Origin of the sequence: Haloechinothrix alba (genome assembly GCF_900188115.1) — a bacterium.
GTDB lineage: Bacteria > Actinomycetota > Actinomycetes > Mycobacteriales > Pseudonocardiaceae > Haloechinothrix > Haloechinothrix alba.
On sequence record NZ_FZNW01000027.1, the window covers coordinates 1 to 21,390 of the forward strand.

Below are 21,390 nucleotides of genomic sequence, written 5' to 3' on the forward strand. Positions count from 1 at the left end.
ACGCCACCCGGCCACTCTACGACCCCATTTAGTGCGCAAATCAGCCCAGCAACCGAAACAAACCAGCAGGTCAACAGGTCGCACTCGTCAAGACCCGCCGAACGTGGCAAAAGTCAGGTCGAGCCACCGAGCCCGGGAGAAGCCGTGACTCCGGCCAGCACGGCCAGACTCCATTGCGGCACGGTGCTTCGGAATGCCGGCGAGCAGCCGGCCACCATGTGACTCCGGCCAGCACGGCCGGACTCCATTGCGGCCCCGGCCCGGCGTGATCGGGCTGCCTGCCAGCACAGGTAACTCCGGCCGACTCGGCCGGACTCCACTGGCATGTGGCTGTGTGGAACGGGTGAACTGCGTTCGACGACAGGTAGCGCGGCGACCGGCTCGTCACGCTTCGATCGGCTAGCCGCTTCACGCGGTAGGAGCGGGCCGGGGCATCATCCAACGTTGTCGACTCTGGGGTGGCGTGCCGTTATGCACGATTTCATCCCCGGTCATCGAAGGGCTTGTGCAGCGGCTGGTTCGGTCGCACTCGCATCGGCAGGTAGTAGTCGGGAGCTGTCTTTGAGAAGTGCATCAGGTGAAGTCTGTCGAAGACTCTTATCATCTTCTGGCTCAAGTGCCACCCCAATGTGAGCGCTACGGACTTCGGTATCATTGCGTATATTGCGTATTCACAGCCGGGGTTGTCTCTTAGTATGATTTCGATTTCATCGGATATCTCGACCGATATCTTTCGTAGCTGGACACCGTCGAGGCTATCTGTCTTCGCTGCCGCTGCCAGGATAGATCCTCGTGGGTGTATCTTGTACACCCTCCTGGTTGGGCGTTCGAGCAGGTGTGTCAACTCAAGACTATCGGCTTGCTTCGTAAATGCCAGATGTACGGCTACGGTAGCGCTGTCCGGTATGTTGTCGTGCACGTCCGTTCTTGTGAGTTTTTCGTCCGTTGGTTCTTCGTGGCTCGTGGTGATGTCAAACTCGCCTAGTGGGAGGCTGAAATCGCAATTCTTTGTGGGGTCGGTCGGGTTCATTTCGAGAACTCGTATGTCGCGTGTCGCGGGTAGGTATGCTCCTACCGAGAGTGCGACCGGCCACAGCAGGTTGGGTGCTACTGTACAACCAGTGTCGTCACGATCGGTGTTGACGAGAGATTCGAGCCTCGTCCCCAGATCCTGGCACGGCTGGGACAGATCGATGATTCCGTCAGTCGTATGGTGATCTAAGTCCACCCACCGGGTAAGGGATCGGACAGATACGCTTCGCGCTATCGCTGCTTCCCTTGACGGTTTCCGTGCATCGCGCATCGCTTCGTCCAGGAGCTGGATACAGAACAACGTCCCGGGCCGGTCACGAATCAAGCTTCGCCAGAAGACCAACAGAAGCAGCGTGATCAGCGCGGTACCGGCAACGAGTAGAAGCGACCGCCATTCGGGTGACAGCAAAGAGTCCAATATGAGTGCCAGCAGCGCCGCAGTGACGGCGGCAGCGGCCGCGATCAACGTCTCGACAGCCGTCAACCGGTTCCGGTTGAGCCAATTCTTGGCGTGTTGCCAACCAGGCTTGAATCGCCGTCGCATGCCGCCACTCCTTGCTCGGACTCTTGGTTCATCCAGGGTGAGTGTGTAACGTAACGCAGCGCCGTCGAGACATACAGCCACAAGACATGGTTTGTGACTGGGTCGGCGCAGCGGACTGCGGGGAGGTTTATTGGTGTCGGACAGATTCATCAATCCGTATACATTCATACCGCTGCCCGATACGTCTCCGTCGCGTACGCGACCGAACGGTCACCAGGGGGATCCGTCGTTGCTCTCGGGAAGTCTGCGGCTCTCGATCACCGCTGGCATGCCCGTGCTGATTCGATCGATCTCACGGGCCTCGGAGGGTTCCGACGCGTCGCCGGGCCTGCCAACCCGACCGGACGGATCGACGTTCATCCCCGGCTCATCGTTGAAGGGTGCGTTGCGTTCGTTGCATGAAACGCTGGCCGGGGGTTGCTTCCGGGTATTCGACGACGCGTTCACCCCTGTCTACCGGCAACTGGCCCGGTACGGAGCGGACTCAGGACTGCAGCTGGCCGTCGTAACGCAGCACGACTCCGCGGACGAACCCCCGGAGGTCGAGTTGTTGGATACCGTCCTGAACAGCTCCGGCCAATCCAAGGGTGGCGATCTCGTGGAGTCGGCGGTTCATCATGACTGCTTGGAGCGGCTGAACACGGAGGATGCACCACTGCGGTCCGGACAGCGATTCACTGTGCGGCGTGGCGAGAAGCGCTTCCGGCCGCACATGCATCGCGACGACGGCGGCGACTGGATTCTGTATCTCAGCGACACGGGCGGAAGGGAGTACAAGAACCCGTATTACGGCTATATCGGCAAGGTGACCGGCACGCGTCAACGGATAACGGACGACGTGTGGGCGCGCTTTCGCGCGGCGGTGGCGGGAGCCGACGAGCTACGCACGAGCCAGCGCCAGACGTCGGAGACCGAGGAACTGTTCGTGCCGGTCAAGCACTCGTACCGGCCACAGAAGGGCGACCATCGGGATATCGCGATCGGCTACCGCTACCGCGCCAGTGAACGGTTCCAGGCCGGCCAACCCATCTGGGTACGCACGGCCCCATCGACGGGCGACAACCCACCAGTCGTGGAGGTGCGGTTGGCCCGGATATGGCGGACGGTCGCCGTCACACCCAGCGCGGGCGAGCGTGCCGACGGTTTCACGCCGTGCACCACGCACGAGGAGCTGTGCCCCAGTTGCCGCGTGTTCGGCTCGGTCGACCCCGTAGGCGATCACGAGGGCGCTCAGCAGCGTGCCTACCGCGGTCACGTCCGCTTCGGAGATGCGCGGGCCACGGACGTGGTCTCGCCGCTGCCGGTGACGTTACCCCCGTTGGCGCAGCCGCGGCCGGGATCAGGCCAGTTCTATCTCGTCAATGACCAGACTGCCGTCGGTAACGCAGGCAAGATACCGCTCGCTCGGTGGGGATCCGCCGCCGACAATGAGCGGCCACGGCGACTGCGAGGTCGCAAATACTACTGGCATACGCCAACACCCGACGGTCAGCAGTCGGCGCTCGGTACGGCCCGGCAGTACCAGCGGCAGGACGGCAACGAGATGGTGGCTCCCGCCGCCGCGTTCCCCGCCGGTACGACATTCACCGCGGACATCACGTTCACCGATCTCGACGAGGCACAGGTCGGGGGGCTGCTCGCTACTCTGGAGCCCGGTTCGGTGCTGGATGCCGAGGAACCATTGCACCATATCGGTGGTGGTCGGCCCCTCGGCTACGGAAGTTGCCGCATCGCGATCGACACCGAAAACAGCCGGATCTGGCGGTCCGGTACACGCTACGGTGGCGACGGAGCGCCCGCGAGTCTCGACGATCGCTCCCCGTTCCTCGACGCGTTCATCGAGGCGACCGCGCGTGACGTCAGGTCGTTGTGGCCGCACCTGGCCAAGGTCCTCTCCCCAGACGCTGTCGACCCGAGCCTTGTCTGGTACCCACCCGGTGCGACGTGGAATGACCGTGCCACGAAGACAGACGGGGAGAAGAAGTTCGATCAGGGATTCGCGTTCTGGCAGCAAACCTCCGGGGAGGAACACAAGAGCGATGGCGGAACTCGGAAAGGGTATCCCCTCCAGCCGTTGCCGGATGTGTCCGAATCGGACCAGAAACTCCCGGTCGTCACCGAGACTCAGCCACAGGACCTGTCCGACCAGAGGCGCCTGGACGGTGACCGTTGACGACGACCTATCTCGATATCGCTGTGGTACACATTCAGGCTTGGCTCGGACGTACGCCGCTGCTGCGGGGCCGGCGTGGCGCATCCACCATGCTCAGCGAAGCCACCTCCAGGCAGTGCATCGAGCGGCAGTTGTCTGATAGTTCGCTGGCGCAGACCGTCGAATGGAACGAGGAAGCCGGTGACATCGACGGCGTCGTCTCGCTGAAGCTGCGTACCGGCGAAGACGCGACGGAGGACGTCGAACGCGTCGTGGTTCGCCACCTGCGGCACGCACTGCCCGCGGCGACCTTCCGAGCTTCCGTGTGGCGAGGTAGCGACTACGCGGAGGCACGCACATCGGAGGAACCGGTGAGGCAGCGCGAGTGGCCCGAACCTGTGGCCGAGTGGTCACCTGGCAGGCGGTGCGACTGGTGCGAGCGCTGGCCGGCGAGCTACGAGAGGCGCACACGTCGAAGGGAAGGCGAGGACAGCAAGGACTCCGCACTGTGCTCGGATTGCAGCCGACGAGAGGAAAAGGCCGGCTACAGCACCAGTCATGCGAACAGTCCCGGACCGGAGAAAGCGCTGCTTGATCGGATACCAGACCAGCGAGTTCAGCTGCCGACATCGGTGCCGGACACCTTCGAGTGTCTCGCTCAGCTGGGTCGGTCAGGGGACGATACACACGTGGCCACCATCGCCGCCGACGGCAACGGCATCGGCGCGTTCATGACCTCGGTGCGGACGACGTCGGGGAGCGCGGTGACCGACCTTCCCCGGCGCATCCACGAGGCCACATGGATGGCACTCGTGGATGCGCTCACCGAGATCACAGCGGACGACCACGAGCACGTTCCCGTCATCCCTCACCTTGTCGGCGGTGATGACGTGCTGGTCAGCGTTCCCGCACACCGCGGCTGGGCGTTCGCAGACCGCGTGCGCCAAGCATTCAGCGAGCGGCTCCGGCGGCAGTGCGATGATATGGACGGCGATGTCGACATTCCGACAATGTCGCTCGGGCTGGTGGTTCACCACCGCACGGTTCCGATCTTCGTTGTTGTCGAACTGGCGGAGACGCTGCTCAGCCGCGCGAAGAACGACTGGGCTGCTGAGACAACGGCACTGGCATGGCACGACATCACCAACGAGGGGCCGGAACCAAACGACCGGCCGAGCTTCGGATGTGACACGTTGCGTTCCTTCTGGCCCGCGTTGAACGAACTGGCGGAGATACCGACGTCGGGGTTGAGGCGACTGGCTTCGCTGACCGGATCCGCCGAACTGGACGGGCACCTCGACCGGCTCGGACTTCGTGAAACGGTTGACACGTTCCGAGGGAACAGCGACCTCCCGCTCCAGCACGCGCTGGAAATGGTCAGGTGGTGGTAGCGATGAGAACGCTAACGTTCACGATCAAGTTTCACGGACCGTTTCGGGTGTCGGCCGGCCACGGACGTGGCGGAGTGGACGACGTGCTGGATCAGCATGATTGGCTTCCGGCTACGAGCCTGAAAGGTGTCATGCGCGCTACCGCCAAGAACCTACTCGGTCCTGACTCGGACCACGTGCAGGAGGTCTTCGGGGGAGACCACGGCCCGTCGCCGTGGCGGTGGAGTTCCGCGCGACCCGACGGGGAGGGTTGGTTCGAGCCGTATCCTGCCGCGCGGATCGCGATCGACGAGGCGACACACACGGCTCGGGACGACATGCTGGCGTTCGCCGAGCAGACAGCCGCCGACCGCGCAACGTTCACAGTCACGCAGTTCGGTCACATCGACGGCGACACGATGCGTCGACATGAGCTCGTTCTGGCGATCTCCGGTCAGGCGACCCGTTCGATCGGCGCGTTGCGGCGACGCGGCTTGGGGTGGGTCAGTATCCGGTGCACCGACCGCCACCTTGACGAGGATGCTGTCGACGAGTTCATGGAGCTGATCAGTCGATGACGGAGATGGTCATGGTGACAGCCGATCTGGACGAGCCGGTGGCGGCGGTGCGGCACATCCGGTCGGACTTCCGGCAGGACGTGTACGACCACGTACCTGGAACCGTGCTACGCGGGGCGCTGGCTGCCGCCTGGATCCAGCGGCACGGTGCGCCGTCACCGGACGACCCCGAGTTCGCGGCGATATTCGAAGGCGACGGCAGTTTCGGCCCGCTGCACCACCGGAACGGGACGAGCTTGCCGACTCCGCTGAGTGTCAAGACGCACAAGTACCGGCCGGGCGAGCGGTGCAAGCAACTGTGGTGGGACCGGGCGACCGCCGAGGACGCCGCCACGTGCCCGGAGTGCCACGGTGCGCTGGATGCCAGCAAAGGTGCGCCGGTCGGCCGCGTCGAGCAGCACAGGCGTACACGCGCCGCGTTGGACGAGCAGGGAGTGGCGAAAGACGGCCACCTGTTCAGCCAGAACACGCTACCGGCCGGCATGCGTTTGACCGGCTGGGTATACGGTCCGGCGGCTCGTGCCTTCGCGCACGACACGGAGACACTTTTCCTGGGCGCGCGTCGCAGTGTCGGTGGGCAGGCCAGGGTCACGATCGACAGGGAAGCCGAACCGGATCCGGTGGAGCTGGACGGTTCGACGATCGTGCTCCGCCTGGCGTCGCCGGGGATCTTCGTCGATGCTTTCGGCCTGCCGTCGGAGGTTCCGGATATCGAGGAACTCTCGGAGCAACTCGGAGTTCCTGTCGAATCGATCGAGCAGCGCTGGACACGCTGGACGGAATCGGGAGGGTGGCACGCCGCGAGCGGGCTGCCCAAGCCAACGGAGCGGGCAGTGCTGCCGGGGTCGACCTACCGTGTTCGCTGTGCCGAACCGGCGAGTGAACCGGCTCGCCGTCGCCTCATGGCACGCGGTATCGGACTGCGACGGCGGGAAGGGTACGGCGCACTGTGTCGACCGGGAGCGCCACACAGCATCGAGGCGATCACCGGCACGCTCGCCCCGTTACGTGGCTGGCGGTTGCTGCCGAGTGAGCTACCCATACTGCGCGAGCGCGCGAAAGCGCTGCACCGAGGCAACCAGGTCGATTCGCGGTACGCGAAGGCCATGCTCGACGACACAGTTCGCCCCGAGATCGCTCGCGCGTTGCGGGTACTGCTCGCTATTCGCGATGTCGATCGGTACATGGACGCGATCTCCTTTTTGGAGCGAGCACAATGAAGGTCACGCTGTTCACGGTCCGCGTGCGCATGCTCAGCCCCGGCGGTGTCGGAGGGTCCGAAGCCTCGCGCGACGCCGGCAACACGCTCGGGCTGCGCCGAGATCCGTGGGACCGACCACACCTGCCAGGGACGACGGTGGCCGGTAACCTGCGTGACCATTGCCGGCGCGTTGCCCCGGACTTGCAGGATGCGTTCGGTCGCGGCGGCGACGATTTGGGTCGTAGTGATTCCGTCAGGCGGGGTTCCGATATTCAGGTGCTCGGCACGCACCACCGGCACGGTACGTCGAGTGTGCGCACGCGCACTGCCATCGACCCGCTGCGCGGTGCGGCGCGGAGTACGTCGTTGCATCAGGTGGAGCAGCTTCCGGCGGGTACGGAGTTCGACATCGTGCTGCGCTGGGACGATGTCGAGCCACATCGCCGCGAGAAGTTCGTGGAAGTACTGCGTGCGTGGCAGCCGCGGTTCGGTCGCGGCGCGAGCTACGGCGCGGGCCGGTGTGCCGTAGTCGGCCTCGGTGTGGCTGACTACGACCTGACCACCCGGGACGGCCTGTACAGGTGGCTCCAGCAGACCGAATCGCAGCCGTACCCCGATCCCGAACCGCTCAGCGAGGCCCCTGCCGAGCCGTCGTGGGCGGTCGACGTTCGCTTCGACATCGTGGACGGGATTCACATCGGTGGGGGAGAGCCGCCCGAAGATGCCGAGAACGGCGACGTGGAGGTTGGCTGGGTGCAGCGCGATTCCGAAGGTAGGCCGGTGGTGCCGGGTTCCAGCCTCAAGGGTGTGCTGCGTTCGCGTGCGGAGTATGTGTGCCGTGTCGTCGGAGCCACGACGTGCCACGGAGACGAGCGGGGCTGTGGTGCCGACGCGTGTCGCCCGTGCAGGATCTTCGGGTACACCGACGGCACGGGGAAGGCGCGGCGCGCTGCTGTGGCCGTACACGATTCCCCGATCGAGAATGAGCGCACCGAGATCCGGTGCCGTGTCGCCATCGACCGCTTCACGGGAGGCGCACGAGATCAGCATCTCTACCACACCGAGCTGGTGGTAGCGGGTTCATCGCGACTTCGGGTGGAGGAACTCGCGCACCTGGACGCCGCGGACCGGCTGCTTCTTCACGCCGTTGTCGCCGACCTGCACGACGGGCTGGTCGGTCTCGGTGCTCGAACGACCGCAGGGCAGGGCACGGTCGTCGTTTCCGACGGCGCATGGAGCCGACCCGATCTCGAGGGTGTGGCACGACAGTTGTGCGGGAGCGATGGCTCATGACGGCGAGATGGACACTGAGCGGCAGTGGGCGCCGCGATACACAGGAGTGGGACGAGCTACGCACGCTCACGGACGGGTGGACCGTGGCATGGGCGGATGTCGCCGGCTTTCACTTCACCAGGATGCCCGCAGGGCTGCCCCAGACCACGCACCTGTGGGCGTGGGCACCAGGCTCCTACTTGCGGGTCCGCGTGGATGGGCGGCATTGGTGGGCGGCGCTACTGACTGAGGGGGAGGAGCAACCGGTGGGGGAGTGGAGCACCGAGTCGTGCGACACGGTCGAAGTCGTTCCGATGCTGCACTGGCCGGTGGGGGAACGGCGGGTCAAGCAGTTCCGTCAAGCGGAAGGTAGCCAGAACGTTCTCCACGTACATGACCTGTACCAGCTCACACCGATGTCCGGCCCGGCTACTGGTGTGTTCATCGGCCACGAACCACTCGGCACTGATTGAGCGATGATGCGGATAGTGGCACCGGCGCATCCGATGCGCTGACGTGGCCATGGTCGTAGCAGCGGATACGAACCGGACCAAGAGTACGGGCTCATCCCTGGCGTTTGCATGCAAACATCGGCCGAGGTGGCGGCCGAACGAGCCACTCGGCCGCTCGATGGTTGTGGTGCGATCAATCTCCACGGGTGCGAGCCTGTTTCGGGCGTGCTGGGGCCTTGCGAGCGGTGAAATACGAGCTCGAACCCCGGGGAGTGCTCGCATGCAGGTCAGGGCCAATTCGGGGCTCGTTTGAAGGGTCGGCCGCGGGCTCACGGCGCCGATCTTCCCAACCGCTCGCAGAGTGCCGTATCATGCCTGGTCACAGCCTGCGAATTCGTGGAGCTGTGACTCCGGCCTCCGCGGCCGGACTCCATTGCGGCTCGAAGAACTCGCCGAGCCCGTCCATGAAGTCTTCAAGTGACTCCGGCCTCCGCGGCCGGACTCCATTGCGGCGTGATCGCGCGGGTAGGGCAGGGCGCCGGCGGCCGGTACGGGTGACTCCGGCCTCCGCGGCCGGACTCCATTGCGGCCCAACATCCGGACAAACTCACAGACCCCTCGCCAACCCCGTGACTCCGGCCTCCGCGGCCGGACTCCATTGCGGCCAGATCTCCTGATGCTCGTTGGTCCGCGTGTTCTTGTGTGACTCCGGCCTCCGCGGCCGGACTCCATTGCGGCAGCGCGCTAGAAGAGCGTGTGACTGACCTGTCAGGTGACTCCGGCCTCCGCGGCCGGACTCCATTGCGGCGTGCCGGAGCTGTGGTCTTCACAGATCCTGCAGAACGTGACTCCGGCCTCCGCGGCCGGACTCCATTGCGGCTACTCGGCCGAACTCGCTGGCTCTCCCGAGACAGCGTCGTGACTCCGGCCTCCGCGGCCGGACTCCATTGCGGCCCGCGGCTGCTCGGGTACGGGTTGACGGGCATGTCCTTGTGACTCCGGCCTCCGCGGCCGGACTCCATTGCGGCGCACAACACCCCGCTGTCGAACAACAACGTGACCTACCGTGACTCCGGCCTCCGCTGCCGGACTCCATTGCGGCTGCTCCATCAGGAACGTGCCGAACGGCCTCGGCTCGGTATGCGACTCCGGCCTCCGCGGTCGGACCCCAATGCGGCGCACTTCGTCAGTTGTAGCGATCGGCGACTGTGGTCGGTGGCTCGGACTGTACGGCCGAGTTCCATTTCCGAAGGGCACCAGTGGCGTACTCCAGTTCGCTTCCACTGACGAGCTCGGCCGGTCAATCGGTCAGGGTTCGCATCGCACCGACCAGTCGTTCAGTCGTCTGGGTCGGCCAATATGTCGGCGACGGCCTCGGTGCGGCTGTCCAGTTGTTCGCCGACCGCTCGGAGGTAGCTGCCGAGGGCACGGAGCTGTTCGTCAGGGGGCGGGTCCTCCTCGATGGAGCGCACCATCCGCAGTACGGCCCCCGTGATCTCGCGATGCGTACAGGCCAGCCGCGCGAGCATGTGGTGGTCACGATGGATCATTGGCGCGCTCCGTCCGGCTTGTGGCATTGACCCGTGACGCTGTCGACCAGCTGAACGCGCACGTCCTCGCCGTCCACGATCCGGTCGAGCAGCAGCAGGATCTCGCCGACGCGGTCTAAGTGCTCGCGCTTGTTGATCGATCCGTACCAGCCGCGCACGAACGCCAGCTGGTCGATGAGGTCGGTGCGGTCCCCGGTCATCGCTGCACCGGCCGGACCTCATCGGATGCGAGTGGGTGGCGATGTGGCGGCCAGCCCTCGGGGTCGTGCTCGACGGCCCGATGGCGTCCGGCAGCGGCCCTGCTGCGGATCCGGTCGATCCTGTCCCATACGACCACCAGCAGCACCGGTGTGCCGAACAGCGCCAGCAGCATAAGGATCCAGAACGCCTGCATCGCCTCTCCCTCCGTCGCCCGCCGTTCCTCGGTGAATCGCACACTAATAGTCACATGTGCGAGTTATCAATGCTGTTTAGATCACTCGATGGTTCTAGCTACTCGCACATGCGATCAATTATTGGCACAATGCATGTATGACGTCACCGGTGGTCGCGAAGATCCAGCTGGGTCGGCTGCTGTACGACCTGCGGCTGGAGTGTGGTCAGTCGCGGGAGGATGCGGCCGAGGCGCTGGACTGCGACGTCTCCAAGGTCTCGCGTGTCGAGCACGGCAAGGGCAGTCTCAAGACACCGGAAGTGGATGCGCTGCTGCGGCTGTACGACCGCGCCGACGCGCGGGATCGGGCCGTCGAGCTCGCCCGCACGGCACGGCGCCGCTCCCGCTATCGCGTGCAGAAGTGGGCGCAGGACTTCGTCGGGATGGAAGCCGCTGCCGCCACGATCCGGGCCTGGCACAGCGAGCTCGTGCCCGGGCCGTTGCAAACACCCGCCTACACCCGTGCGCTGATCTCCGGCGCGAACCCCAACCGCACACCCGAGTTCGTCGAGCAAGCCGTGGCCAGTCGCGGCGAGCGCCAGGAACGGCTGCTCGGTGACGACGGTCCCACCATGTTCGTGGTGCTCAACGAAGCCGTGATCCGCCGTATGGTCGGCGGGGCGAAGGTGATGGAGGACCAGCTCACCTTCCTGCTCAAGCTCAGCGAGCGCCCGCGCGTCTCGTTGCACGTGCTGCCGTTCACTGCGGGCGCGCACGCCGCGATGGACTCGCCGTTCGAGATGCTCGACGTGCCGGAGGCCGAGGTGCGGCTGGTGTATCTCGAAGACCTGGACGACAGCCGCTACCTGGACCAGTCCGAGGAGATCGAACGGTATAGCATGGTCTTCGAGAGACTTCTCGGCGCGGCGCTCGGCCCGGTAGAGACCGTGACGCTGCTCGAGGAGGTGCGGCAGACGATGGCGTAAGGAGGATGCGTGCTGGATCGGGCCGAGGACCGCGTGCGGTGGCGCACATCCAGCTACAGCAACTCCGAGGGTGGCGCGTGCGTCGAGGTCGCGCTGAGCACGCTGACCCGCGTCCGCGATACCAAGGACCGCGAGGGCGGCAGGCTGGACGTGCCGTTCACGGCGTGGCGCGCGTTCACCAGTGCACTGCGCCAGGCCTGAAGCGATCGTCGGGACCAACACCCAGCAGCCTGATCGCTCTGGTGCGGCACTTCTGTGCACTTCCGGTCACGGCCTGTTGATCTCGAACCGACTGTGCCGATGTCGGCCACAGCGCAGCTGCCAACAGTTACCTCAATGTGGGTGGAACGATCAGTACGTCCAGGACGTGCTGGTACTGACCCAGCGCCACCCTCAGCCGACTGCCTCGGCTGACCAGGTCATCTACGTCCGTAGTCCGTAGCATTGGTTCGGCGCATTCGCGCACAAGGGGGCAACCGCTGCGCTATCTGGGTGGCATTCGTACCGTTTGAGCGGAATGACGTGGTTCCATGCCTTCAATGAGCTTCTCGGAGCTGGTTGCGCGAGCGGCTGAGGGCGCAACACCGTACTTCTACCAGCAGCGGCTCGCTGACAACGGCTTGCCGGATGTTCTCCATGTGCCGACCGGCGCGGGTAAGACACTCGCCGCGGTGCTGCCGTGGCTGTATCGCCGTACCGAGCACCCGGACGCCGATGTGCGAGCGGGGACGCCTCGCTGGCTGGTGTTCGTGCTGCCTCAGCGCGCCCTCGTCGAGCAGACGGTGCGAGTAGTCCGCGAGTGGCTGGAGCGCTTGAACTCGCCCATACCTGTGCACGTGCTCATGGGTGGTGAAGCTTCGGACGAACGAGACTGGAAGGCGAACCCCGAACGGGAACGCATCTTCGTCGGCACACAGGACATGGTGCTTTCGCGGCTGCTCATGCGAGGTTTCGCCGAGTCGCGCGCAGCATGGCCGATGAGCTTCGGGCTGCTGCACAACGGTGCGCAGTTCGTCTTCGACGAAGTGCAGCTCATGGGCCCCGGACTACCGACGTCGGTGCAGCTACAAGGACTGCGGGAGTTGGTCGGCTCGGCCATGCCGTCCCGTTCCATGTGGATGTCGGCGACTGTCGACTTCTCCTCCCTGTCGACTCCCGACCTGTCGCGTGACCTCACAAGCGAGACAGTGGGCGCGGATGACCGCAGCGGGCCGCTTCGGCAACGACTCGATGCCACGTGCGTCGTGAGCTTCCTCGACCTCGGCGATGTGGATGCCAAGCAGTACGCCCCTGCGCTGGCGGATCGGGTTCTACGCGAGCACCGGCCCGGCACGCGAACCCTGGTCGTGGCGAATACTGTCGAGCGTGTGACAGCGGTGTTCAGTGAACTGCGCCGCGCCGAACCACGTGCCGAGCTCGTGCTCCTGCACTCGCGATTCCGGCCGGAAGACCGTCGCTGGAACACCGAAGCGGCCCTGGCGCCGCCTGGAAACAACGGCACGGTCGTGGTGTCCACCCAGGTCCTCGAAGCCGGTGTCGATGTCACCTCAGACACGCTGATCACCGAGGTGGCTCCGTGGTCGTCGTTGGTGCAGCGGGCGGGGCGGTGCAACCGCGACGGCGATGCTTCCGGCGCTCGGTTGTTGTGGACCACGCCGCCAGCGAGTCGGCACGCGCATCTGCCGTACGAGCAAGAGGACCTCGCTGCGACCGTCGAGTTTCTTCGGCAGGTAGAGGGACATCCAGTGACGGGCGAGGATCTCGCGTCGAGTGAGGTGAAGGAAGTCCCACGAATCCATCCCGTCCTACGCAGACGCGATCTCCTGGGGCTGTTCGACACCGCACCCGATCTGTCCGGCAATGACATCGACGTCAGCCCGTTCATACGAGACAGCGAGGAACGCACCGTTTCGGTGGCGTGGCGCGAGCTCCCGGGCGGGGACGAGCTACATACGATGCCACTTCCGCAGCGTGACGAGCTGTGTCCGGCGCCCGTGCAGGACGTACGCAAGCTCGTCGGCACGAACCCTGCGATGATCTTCGATCAGGGGCAGGGCCACTGGCGCCGTGCCGTGCGCGACGACGTCCGACCGACCGCGATCATCGTGTTCGAAGCCGCGCGCGGCGGGTACCGACCCGAAACCGGATTCGACCCGCGTAGCAAGCAGCCGGTGCAGCCGGCCGAGTCCTCGGAAGAATTCGGCGATCGGCACCGCGAGGTCGCTCCGGAAGCGATGGAGACCGACCCCACGTCTGTCGGTCATGGATGGGTGACGCTGGCCCGGCACCTCGAGGAAACCGAGCAGGAAGCGGCACAGCTGCTGCGCTCGCTCAACCCCGACCTGGCCACCGCGCAACGATCCGCGATTACACGTGCCGCCCGGTACCACGACCTTGGCAAGGCCCACACGACCTTCGTCACGTCGCTCCGCCGAGCCAATCCCGACAATCCTCCTCCGGACACGACGACCGTGTGGGCCAAGTCCCCCAGCGACAAGCCTCTGCGGCACGATCCGAAGTATTTCCGCCACGAGTTGGTCAGTGCGCTGCTCCTGCTTGACGACGACGTGGACCTGTCCGACGACACCGCCGAGCGGGATCTCGTCACTTACCTCGCGCTCGCGCACCACGGCAAGGTGCGCGTCTCGATCAGGGCGCGACCCGGTGAACCCGAAGGCACCGTGCTCGGGGTGCGGGACGGTTCCACGACCGTAGCCACCGAGCTACCCGGCGGCCAATGGCTGGATGAGCGCGCCATTTCGCTACGGCCTACGACGTTCGGGACCGGGTCGCTCACCGATCGCGCGCTGCGGCTACGCGACCGCGCCGATCTGGGCCCGTTCCGACTGGCCTTCTGCGAGTCGGTGGTGCGCGCAGCCGACTGGCGCGCGTCGGAGACCGGAAATGCAGGAGTCGATCATGCCTGATCTGGCTCTGCCCGGCTGCGGCACGACACCGCTCGGTGGTTACCTCTCCGCGCTCGGACTCGTTCGCAGTGTCACTCGTCTGTTCGATCAGGACGCCACCGGGTACTGGCGAGGCCAGCGCTTCGTGCTGGCGTCGCGGTTCGGCACACTGGACGAACTGGTGACTGCACTGCACGAGGGGTTCGTGCCCGAAGGGATCGTATCGCCGTGGAACGCCGGTTCCGGGTTCGCGGGAAACGGCCGCAACCGCACGGCCGAGGAGGCCCTGCAATGGGTTCGCGACTCCACCAATGATCGTCTCGCCGTCTTGCGCGCCGCCGTAGCGGCAGGCGACGACGTCGTGCGCCGGGGGACGTGAACTGGGGTGGGGCGGCCAGGGCAGCGACCTGTGGGACGCGGGACGCAAACGCGACGTGCTCATGCTGTGCCGCAACGAGTTTCCCGACGAAGCTCTCGCGTGGCTGGACGCGGCAACCGTGCTGGCGGGCGAGGACGACGTCGCATTCAGCCGTTTGCTGGGGACAGGGGGCAATTTCGGTCGCCAGGAACTGGCTGTCACCTACATCAGCCGCGTCCAGTCGGCGTTCACCGATCCACGTAGCAGGCAGTGGCTGCACGCGTTACTCGCCGGCGAGGAGAACGTCAGCTACCTGCGAAGTCCAGTCGGGCAGTTCGACCCCGGGCGGGCAGGCGGCATCCAGTCCTCACCACTGGAGAAGGCCGACGACACCGGTTTCGCCAATCCCTGGTCGTTCCTGTTCACGTTGGAAGGGGCGCTGCTGTTCGCGGCAGCCGTGGTGCGCAGGCACGGTGCGGAGTACAGCGAAGCGGCGGTGCCGTTCCAGGTGCGTGGCGCCACGGGCGGCCACGCCACGGCCGCACCCGACGAAAGCGTGCTCGGCGAGCTGTGGACTCCGGAATGGACCGCACCGGCGCGGTTGGAGGAGATCGTACAGCTGCTCGGTGAAGGCCGCGCGGAGTGGAACAACCATCCCGCGCGATCGGGTCTGGACTTCGCCAGGGCGGTAGCCAGCCTCGGCGTGGACCGAGGCATCGCCGCTTTCGAACGCTACGTGTTCGTGGACCGCCTCGGCCAGAACCCGCTGGCGATCCCCGCTGACCGGATGCCGGTTCGCCGCCGCGAGAGCGTGCTGCTGCTCGCGGACCTGGACGGGTGGCTGGACCGCATCCCGCGGGGCAGTTCCGCGAACGTGGCGGCCCGTGTGCGGGGTGTCGAGCAGGCCCTGTTCACCCATGCCAGCTCCGGTGAAACCGCCGATTTCGTCGAGGTTCTGGCAGCGCTCGGCCGGGCGCACGAGGCAGTAGCAACCTCCGGGGCAGCGCGCCGTGTGGTTCCTCCACTGGTGCTGCCTTCCGGAACGGCGATCGCCGACGAACTCGAATCGGTGTTGGGGGAGGACCCGGAGCTGCGCGTGGCACTCGCATTGGCCACCGCACACGACGATCCGCCGGAAGGCGAGCGCCACAGGCCGACGTTACACGGACTTCGCCCGTTACTCAGCCCGGTCACCAGTGAGCAGCATCGGCCGGCTTGGTCGAAACGCCCGGCCGCGAGCTCACTGGCCGCGGGGCCCTACCAGGCACTGGCCATGGCCGCGCGGCGCAGGGCGATGCCGCGGTCGGATGACGATCAGAACGACGATGTGCAACCGGCAGTACGGGGCGCGAGGATCGCCTTCCGTCACGGCAGGCGGCTGCGCACGGGCGATGTGCGGGACCTGATCGACGGGATGCTGGACGAGCGTAGGGTCGCCGACCTGCTCGCCGGACTGCTCACGATCGACTGGCGAGGTGCGGGCCGGGGGAGTCTGTCAGGGAAGTCGGCAAGCGACGTGGCCCTGGACCTACTGCTGCCATTCAGCTCGACAGAGCCGGTCAAGGTAGCGGTGGCGGATGGTTCGTGCGTACCGAAGCTGTTCCGCCCCGGGCATCAGTGGCCGGCACTGCTGGCCGCCGGACGAGCAGACGAGGTGCTCGATGACGCCGCCCGAAGGCTGCGGATCAGCGGCATCCCGCACGTGATCCGCCCCCACCACCATTCGTCGAACGGTGAGCGCCTGGCCGCCGCTCTACTGACCCGCGTCAGGGAACCCGATGTGGAACACGCATTGCGCCGCGTCGGTGTCCTGCCGCCGACGACAACAGACGCTGACAAGGAGCCCGCATGACACACCGCCTTATCTATGACGCCGAACTCGAGCCCGTGCTGGGCAGTACGTTCCAGCCGACCGGCTTCCCTGACATCGGAGCGGCCACCTTCAAACGGTTCGATGCCAACGGCGAGCGGGTGGACTCGCTGTTGGTGGAGTCGGTGCAATCCATGGCGAACCGGCTCGAAGCCACAGCCTGGGATCCGGCGAGTGATCAACCGGCCGAGACCGTGCGTGGCCTTCCATGGGTTCGTGTGGTGCGCGCCGGCACGGAGGAGTTCCTGACGTCGAGCCGGCTCGAGGCACACCGGCTGGCCTCGCCGTTCGTGCACCAGGCGAGTCTCGACGGGCGATCGATGTTCGGCGAGATCGGCGACCGCCTCGGGTTGGCCAAGGACACGCCACTTGACCGGCGAGCGATGGCACGTGCTGTTGCCCAGTTGGATCCGTTCTGCTTGATCCACGGCGTGTTCTTCTCCCAGAAGGAATGGTGGGGACAGCCGAAGTTCGAACGCGCAGTCTCCGCCGTCATCGAGGCGCATGACGTCGGTCGCGTCGATAGCGGCGGCCGGAAGGCGGACCGTGTGCGGCATCAGATCTCCGAGGAGGCGGGAGGGACAGCGGAAGGGTACGGATCCGTTCCCTTCCCACGTACGGAGTGGACCGCCAGAACGATCCTCGCCTCCTTCGTGATCGACCTGGAGCTGCTCCAGTCCTACGGGTTGCCGGAACCGGTGACGAAGCTGCTGGAGACGATCGCGCAGTGGGAGGTTCGCGCACTGCTCGACGGCGGTATGCGACTGCGCACGGCGTGCGATCTGGAAGTCGTCGGCGAGGTGAAGGCACGCCGGGGACCTGAGCTTCCGTCGCTGGAGTCATTGACGAAGGAGATCGATTCGCTGCTGCCGCAGTGCACGGAAGTCTTCGGTGACGGTGCGCCGCTCACCGTGCACTGGTCGGACAAGGGCAAGAAGGGTGCGGCGAAGTGAGCACGACGCTCGCGCTGAGCTTTCCGTGGGGGCGCTACCACGCGACGCCCTGGGGTCGACATGTCAACGAAGGTGCGGTGGAGCTTCCGCCGTCGCCGTGGCGGCTGCTGCGAGCGTTGTACGCGGTGTGGTGCAACCGGGTTCCGGACCTGGACGAGCAGACGGTGCACGCGCTGCTGGACAACCTCTCGGTCCCACCCGCTGTGTTCGTTCCTGCCCACACCATCGCACATACGCGGCACTACTACCCGGACACGAAGCACACCGAGATCAACGTGAGTGTCGATCGCACCCTCGATGCCTTTGCGGTGTTCGATCGGGAGGCGGAGCTCGCTGTGCAATGGCCGGGGACATTGCCGGAGACACAGTACGCCGCCTTGGCCAAACTGGCCGGATCGCTTCCGTACTTCGGTCGCGCCGACAGCGTGTGCGAGGCTCGTGTGGCGCAGGACTGGCGGCCCGACCGGCACGACACCTGGATGCCCGTCGATGTCGCGGAGTTCGTCCCGGCCGAGTCCGAGGTAACGACGGTACTGGCTCCCGAACGTCCACTGAGTATCGATTCGCTGGCAGCGCGCCCGATGGACGTGCGCAAAGGCGGATTGCTGTTTCCCACGGGAACCAAGTTCCTCGGCTATCAACTCACCTCGCCGGCGCCCCGACCGCCAACACCCAAGCCCGTACGCACGGAGAAGGTCACCACAGTCCGATTCGCGGTTGCGCAACCGGCCGCACCGAAGGCCACGGAAGCGCTCGTCTACACCGACCTGCTGCGCCAAGCAGCACTGTCGAAGCTGGGGAATGAGCGTACCGGGACCGAGTTCACTGTGCTGGGTGGGAAGGATGCCGCTACGCATGCGGCGAGGACCGATCACCGGCATGCCCACTTCCTTCCCGTGCTCGAAGCCGGGCGGTTGAGTGCGCTGGTGGTGTGGGCACCGGACGGCATTCCCCACGACGAGCTCGAAGCCCTCTACTCGGTTGATCGGCTGCGCACCAAGATCAACGACCGGTGGCGACTGACGGTCCGTGTGGCCGGTACGGGGCCGGTCGAGACCGTTGCCCCCGAGCTCGCGGGAACGGCGCGCCACTGGCGGTCGATCATGCCCTTCACGCCATCACGCCACTGCAAGGAGCGGCACGACTGGGCAGAGTTCCTGCGCGCCGAGATAGTGCGCGAGCTGGGATACCGGGGGAAGAAAGCCGATGCCGAGATCGAGCTGATGGACGGCAACTGGGTAGGGTACCGACGTTACCGCCCCACGGCTCGGATGCGCCGGGACCGCAAGCACGGGCAAGCGAACAAGCCCTCCGCGTTTCTCGGTCTCCGTTTCGACCAAGCCGTTCCCGGGCCACTCGCACTGGGGCACCTGAGCCATTTCGGGTTGGGCTTGTTCGTTCCTGAGTGAGGTGAGCGATGTCTGGTGACCTGCTTCCCGCGCGAATGGTGAACGAGTACGTCTACTGCCCCCGGTTGTTCTACCTGGAGTGGGTCGAGGTTCGGTTCGCCGACAACGACGACACCCGGCTCGGTCGGAACGTGCATCGTAAGGTCGATTCCGAGTCCGGTGCGGCGCCACTGCCGGATGAGGCCGACCTGCGGGCCGCGCGCTCGGTCACGCTGTCTTCCGAACGACTCGGGGTGATCGCGAAGCTCGATCTCATCGAGGGCGATGCGGGGAAGGTTGTTCCTGTCGACTACAAGAAGGGGTCACCACAGGAGGACGGAGCGCCGTGGCCGAGCGATGAGGTGCAGGCTTGCCTGCAAGCCCTGGTGCTTCTCGACCACGGTTACGCGTGCGACCACGCCGAGCTGTACTACGCGACACCGCGTCGGCGCGTTCGTGTGGAACTGACCGATGAGGCGCTGTCCCGGACACGTGGCCTCGTAGCGGAAGCGAGAGGCGTAGCCGACCGTACGACTGCACCGCTGCCGCTGGTCGATAGTCCCAAGTGCGTGCGATGTTCGTTGGTGGGGCTGTGCTTGCCGGACGAGACGAACGCGATCCTGCAGCGCCGGGAACAGCCGCCGCGCAGACTGGTACCGCGCGATCCCGATCAGCGACCCGTCTATGTGTCAGAAGCGGGAGCATTCGTCGGGGTGCGTAGTGGGCGCCTGGAAGTCACGAAGGACAAACAAAAGATCGCCACTTTCCGTTTGATCGATACATCCCAACTCGCGGTCTTCGGGCGGGTGCAGATCAGTACCCAGGCACTACAGGCATGCTTCGCCCGGGAAATTCCGGTCCTGTGGTTGAGCGCGGGTGGATGGTTGAACGGTTTCGCGCAGGGTCAGCCACCGAAGTACGTTGAACTGCGTCGGAGGCAGACGGCTGTGCACGCGCAAGGCGGGGCCGGGATCGCCCAACAGATGATCGCCGGGAAGATTCTCAACAGCCGTACCCTCCTGCGCCGCAACGCACGCGGTGACGTGACGAAACAACTACAGTCATTGAAGCAGCTGGCTGACCAGGCACGAAGTGCGGACAACTTCTCGACGTTACTGGGTATCGAGGGAACCGCGGCGCGACTGTACTTCACGGCGTTACCCAGCGTGATCAATGACGAGTCCGCGAATGTCGCGGCCGAGTTCTCCGAGCTGGGACGAAACCGACGCCCGCCCCCGGATCCGCTCAACGCGTTGCTGTCGTTCTGCTACTCGATGTTGACCAAGGATTTGGTGGCGATCACGCTGGGGGTCGGTCTCGACCCGTACCTCGGGATCTACCATCGCTCACGTTACGGACGACCGGCTATGGCACTCGACCTGGCTGAGGAGTTCCGGTCTCTGGTGGCCGACTCCGTGGTCGTGGGTCTGCTCAACAACGGCGAAGTCACCTCGTCGGACTTTCTGCGTCGGGCCGGCGCGGTGTCGCTCACCGATGATGCGCGCAGGACGGTGCTGCGCGCCTACGAGCGCAGACTGGAAACGGAGATCCGGCACCCCGTCTTCGGGTACCGGATCACGTACCGACGTGTGATGGACGTTCAGGCTCGACTGCTCGCCGCAGTGCTGGTCGGGGAGATTCCTGAGTACACCCCGATGATTACCAGGTGAGCGCCGCATGGCTCGACGTCGCTACCTTCTGGCATACGACATCGCTGATCCGGCGCGCCTGCGGCGCGTGTGCAACCTGATGGAGGATCATGGTGAACGGCTACAGTACTCGGTATTCCTCTGCGACCTATCGAAGGCAGAACGTGCCGAGCTGGAAGCGTCGGTCACCGAGGTGATGCATCTCGCGGAAGACAGCGTCGTGGAGATCGACCTTGGGGAGGCTCGGAACCCAGCGACGGTACGTACGTGGGGGCGCTCGAGGCGGTTGCCGGACTCCGGGCCACAGATCGTGTGATCATCGCGAGCGGTGAAATGCGACCTCGTACCCCGGGGACCGCTCGCGCCCAGGTCAGAAGGGATATCGAGATCGTTTGTGCGGCGCGCAAAGGTGGGTACGCGATCAATCTTCCCAACCGCTCGCAGTGTGCCGTATTATGCCTGGTCACGGCCCACGAATTTCGGGAGCCGTGACTCCGGCCTCCGCGGCCGGACTCCATTGCGGCTGCGGTGAGTGAGTGGACACGGTACGTGCCGTTACGTGTGACTCCGGCCTCCGCGGCCGGACTCCATTGCGGCCAGTACGCCAGCGGCCAGTAGTCGCCGTCGAAGTAGTTCTTGTGACTCCGGCCTCCGCGGCCGGACTCCATTGCGGCAACAGTGGGACGGCCCTATGGTTATGGACATCGAGACCGGGGTGACTCCGGCCTCCGCGGCCGGACTCCATTGCGGCCTCGG

At 65.6% G+C, this 21,390-nt stretch carries 19 protein-coding genes and 2 CRISPR repeat arrays (1 of these 21 only partly in view); of the genes, 15 read left to right on the plus strand and 4 right to left on the minus strand.

Annotated elements, in window-relative coordinates:
* Positions 1 to 481: 481 nt before the first annotated feature.
* Positions 482 to 1,576 carry a hypothetical protein gene (locus CHB84_RS22525; protein WP_141134748.1) on the minus strand — a complete coding sequence of 365 codons (1,095 nt, stop codon included), beginning with the start codon at positions 1,574 to 1,576 and terminating at the stop codon, positions 482 to 484.
* Between the two features lie 133 nt (positions 1,577 to 1,709).
* On the opposite strand from CHB84_RS22525, the gene CHB84_RS20005 reads away from it, so the two are divergent.
* From CHB84_RS20005 to CHB84_RS20030, 6 genes are read left to right on the plus strand one after another with little or no spacing between them, the layout of a single operon-like run.
* Positions 1,710 to 3,749 (plus strand): TIGR03986 family type III CRISPR-associated RAMP protein, encoded by a 2,040-nt coding sequence (locus CHB84_RS20005; RefSeq protein WP_176440051.1) that lies wholly within the window; start codon positions 1,710 to 1,712, stop codon positions 3,747 to 3,749.
* Positions 3,746 to 5,119: a Cas10/Cmr2 second palm domain-containing protein gene (locus CHB84_RS20010; protein ID WP_089303209.1), complete on the plus strand. Its 1,374-nt coding sequence runs from the start codon at positions 3,746 to 3,748 to the stop codon at positions 5,117 to 5,119. Before CHB84_RS20005 ends, CHB84_RS20010 begins: the two co-directional genes overlap by 4 nt.
* Positions 5,120 to 5,121: 2 nt before the next feature.
* On the plus strand, positions 5,122 to 5,676 hold the full coding sequence (locus CHB84_RS20015; protein ID WP_342743981.1) for an RAMP superfamily CRISPR-associated protein: 555 nt from the start codon (positions 5,122 to 5,124) through the stop codon (positions 5,674 to 5,676).
* The gene (locus CHB84_RS20020; RefSeq protein WP_089303210.1) at positions 5,673 to 6,896 is read left to right on the plus strand and encodes a type III-B CRISPR module-associated Cmr3 family protein; all 1,224 of its coding nucleotides are present in this window, start codon (positions 5,673 to 5,675) and stop codon (positions 6,894 to 6,896) included. The genes CHB84_RS20015 and CHB84_RS20020 overlap by 4 nt, the downstream gene beginning before the upstream one ends.
* On the plus strand, positions 6,893 to 8,170 hold the full coding sequence (locus CHB84_RS20025) for an RAMP superfamily CRISPR-associated protein (RefSeq protein WP_089303211.1): 1,278 nt from the start codon (positions 6,893 to 6,895) through the stop codon (positions 8,168 to 8,170). Before CHB84_RS20020 ends, CHB84_RS20025 begins: the two co-directional genes overlap by 4 nt.
* The gene (locus CHB84_RS20030; protein ID WP_141134749.1) at positions 8,167 to 8,622 is read left to right on the plus strand and encodes a hypothetical protein; all 456 of its coding nucleotides are present in this window, start codon (positions 8,167 to 8,169) and stop codon (positions 8,620 to 8,622) included. The genes CHB84_RS20025 and CHB84_RS20030 overlap by 4 nt, the downstream gene beginning before the upstream one ends.
* 383 nt (positions 8,623 to 9,005) lie before the next feature.
* Positions 9,006 to 9,779: a CRISPR direct-repeat array (repeat unit 36 nt; unit sequence GTGACTCCGGCCTCCGCGGCCGGACTCCATTGCGGC).
* Positions 9,780 to 9,938: 159 nt separating this feature from the next.
* Here CHB84_RS20030 and CHB84_RS20035 read toward each other — a convergent pair.
* Genes CHB84_RS20035 through CHB84_RS20045 form a run of 3 tightly spaced genes read right to left on the minus strand, consistent with a single transcriptional unit; the run spans position 9,939 to position 10,599 of the window.
* On the minus strand, positions 9,939 to 10,151 hold the full coding sequence (locus tag CHB84_RS20035; RefSeq protein WP_089303213.1) for a hypothetical protein: 213 nt from the start codon (positions 10,149 to 10,151) through the stop codon (positions 9,939 to 9,941).
* Positions 10,148 to 10,351 carry a hypothetical protein gene (locus CHB84_RS20040; RefSeq protein ID WP_089303214.1) on the minus strand — a complete coding sequence of 68 codons (204 nt, stop codon included), beginning with the start codon at positions 10,349 to 10,351 and terminating at the stop codon, positions 10,148 to 10,150. Before CHB84_RS20040 ends, CHB84_RS20035 begins: the two co-directional genes overlap by 4 nt.
* Entirely contained in the window at positions 10,348 to 10,599 is a 252-nt protein-coding gene (locus tag CHB84_RS20045; RefSeq protein ID WP_141134750.1) for a hypothetical protein, read from the minus strand. Before CHB84_RS20045 ends, CHB84_RS20040 begins: the two co-directional genes overlap by 4 nt.
* Before the next feature lie 83 nt (positions 10,600 to 10,682).
* On the opposite strand from CHB84_RS20045, the gene CHB84_RS20050 reads away from it, so the two are divergent.
* From CHB84_RS20050 to cas2, 9 genes are all read left to right on the plus strand, one after another.
* Positions 10,683 to 11,510, plus strand: a complete 828-nt coding sequence (locus CHB84_RS20050; RefSeq protein ID WP_089303216.1) for a helix-turn-helix domain-containing protein — start codon at positions 10,683 to 10,685, stop codon at positions 11,508 to 11,510.
* 9 nt (positions 11,511 to 11,519) lie between these two features.
* Positions 11,520 to 11,711: a DUF397 domain-containing protein gene (locus tag CHB84_RS20055; protein ID WP_245818864.1), complete on the plus strand. Its 192-nt coding sequence runs from the start codon at positions 11,520 to 11,522 to the stop codon at positions 11,709 to 11,711.
* 329 nt (positions 11,712 to 12,040) lie between these two features.
* The gene (gene cas3g, locus CHB84_RS20060; RefSeq protein WP_217898650.1) at positions 12,041 to 14,437 is read left to right on the plus strand and encodes a type I-G CRISPR-associated helicase/endonuclease Cas3g; all 2,397 of its coding nucleotides are present in this window, start codon (positions 12,041 to 12,043) and stop codon (positions 14,435 to 14,437) included.
* Positions 14,430 to 14,795 (plus strand): hypothetical protein, encoded by a 366-nt coding sequence (locus tag CHB84_RS20065; protein ID WP_089303218.1) that lies wholly within the window; start codon positions 14,430 to 14,432, stop codon positions 14,793 to 14,795. Before cas3g ends, CHB84_RS20065 begins: the two co-directional genes overlap by 8 nt.
* A gap of 55 nt (positions 14,796 to 14,850) precedes the next feature.
* On the plus strand, positions 14,851 to 16,626 hold the full coding sequence (cas8g1, locus tag CHB84_RS20070; RefSeq protein ID WP_141134751.1) for a type I-G CRISPR-associated protein Cas8g1/Csx17: 1,776 nt from the start codon (positions 14,851 to 14,853) through the stop codon (positions 16,624 to 16,626).
* Positions 16,623 to 17,597 (plus strand): type I-G CRISPR-associated RAMP protein Csb1/Cas7g, encoded by a 975-nt coding sequence (cas7g, locus tag CHB84_RS20075; protein WP_089303220.1) that lies wholly within the window; start codon positions 16,623 to 16,625, stop codon positions 17,595 to 17,597. The genes cas8g1 and cas7g overlap by 4 nt, the downstream gene beginning before the upstream one ends.
* Positions 17,594 to 19,006, plus strand: coding sequence for a type I-G CRISPR-associated protein Csb2 (csb2, locus tag CHB84_RS20080; protein WP_089303221.1), 1,413 nt, complete (start codon positions 17,594 to 17,596; stop codon positions 19,004 to 19,006). The genes cas7g and csb2 overlap by 4 nt, the downstream gene beginning before the upstream one ends.
* Positions 19,007 to 19,014: 8 nt before the next feature.
* Positions 19,015 to 20,655, plus strand: a complete 1,641-nt coding sequence (locus tag CHB84_RS20085) for a CRISPR-associated endonuclease Cas4/Cas1 (protein WP_089303222.1) — start codon at positions 19,015 to 19,017, stop codon at positions 20,653 to 20,655.
* A gap of 7 nt (positions 20,656 to 20,662) precedes the next feature.
* Positions 20,663 to 20,950: a CRISPR-associated endonuclease Cas2 gene (gene cas2, locus CHB84_RS20090; protein ID WP_089303223.1), complete on the plus strand. Its 288-nt coding sequence runs from the start codon at positions 20,663 to 20,665 to the stop codon at positions 20,948 to 20,950.
* 172 nt (positions 20,951 to 21,122) lie between these two features.
* A CRISPR array of direct repeats spans positions 21,123 to 21,390; the repeat unit is 36 nt; unit sequence GTGACTCCGGCCTCCGCGGCCGGACTCCATTGCGGC (it continues 957 nt past the right edge of the window).

Bases quoted from the DNA above. Each gene is read 5' to 3' on its own strand.
- CHB84_RS22525 (WP_141134748.1), bottom strand. From the start codon at position 1,576: ATGCGACGGCGATTCAAGCCTGGTTGGCAACACGCCAAGAATTGGCTC.
- CHB84_RS20015 (WP_342743981.1), top strand. From the start codon at position 5,122: ATGAGAACGCTAACGTTCACGATCAAGTTTCACGGACCGTTTCGGGTG.
- CHB84_RS20020 (WP_089303210.1), top strand. From the start codon at position 5,673: ATGACGGAGATGGTCATGGTGACAGCCGATCTGGACGAGCCGGTGGCG.
- CHB84_RS20025 (WP_089303211.1), top strand. From the start codon at position 6,893: ATGAAGGTCACGCTGTTCACGGTCCGCGTGCGCATGCTCAGCCCCGGC.
- CHB84_RS20030 (WP_141134749.1), top strand. From the start codon at position 8,167: ATGACGGCGAGATGGACACTGAGCGGCAGTGGGCGCCGCGATACACAG.
- CHB84_RS20035 (WP_089303213.1), bottom strand. From the start codon at position 10,151: ATGATCCATCGTGACCACCACATGCTCGCGCGGCTGGCCTGTACGCAT.
- CHB84_RS20040 (WP_089303214.1), bottom strand. From the start codon at position 10,351: ATGACCGGGGACCGCACCGACCTCATCGACCAGCTGGCGTTCGTGCGC.
- CHB84_RS20050 (WP_089303216.1), top strand. From the start codon at position 10,683: ATGACGTCACCGGTGGTCGCGAAGATCCAGCTGGGTCGGCTGCTGTAC.
- cas3g (WP_217898650.1), top strand. From the start codon at position 12,041: ATGCCTTCAATGAGCTTCTCGGAGCTGGTTGCGCGAGCGGCTGAGGGC.
- CHB84_RS20065 (WP_089303218.1), top strand. From the start codon at position 14,430: ATGCCTGATCTGGCTCTGCCCGGCTGCGGCACGACACCGCTCGGTGGT.
- cas7g (WP_089303220.1), top strand. From the start codon at position 16,623: ATGACACACCGCCTTATCTATGACGCCGAACTCGAGCCCGTGCTGGGC.
- CHB84_RS20085 (WP_089303222.1), top strand. From the start codon at position 19,015: ATGTCTGGTGACCTGCTTCCCGCGCGAATGGTGAACGAGTACGTCTAC.
- cas2 (WP_089303223.1), top strand. From the start codon at position 20,663: ATGGCTCGACGTCGCTACCTTCTGGCATACGACATCGCTGATCCGGCG.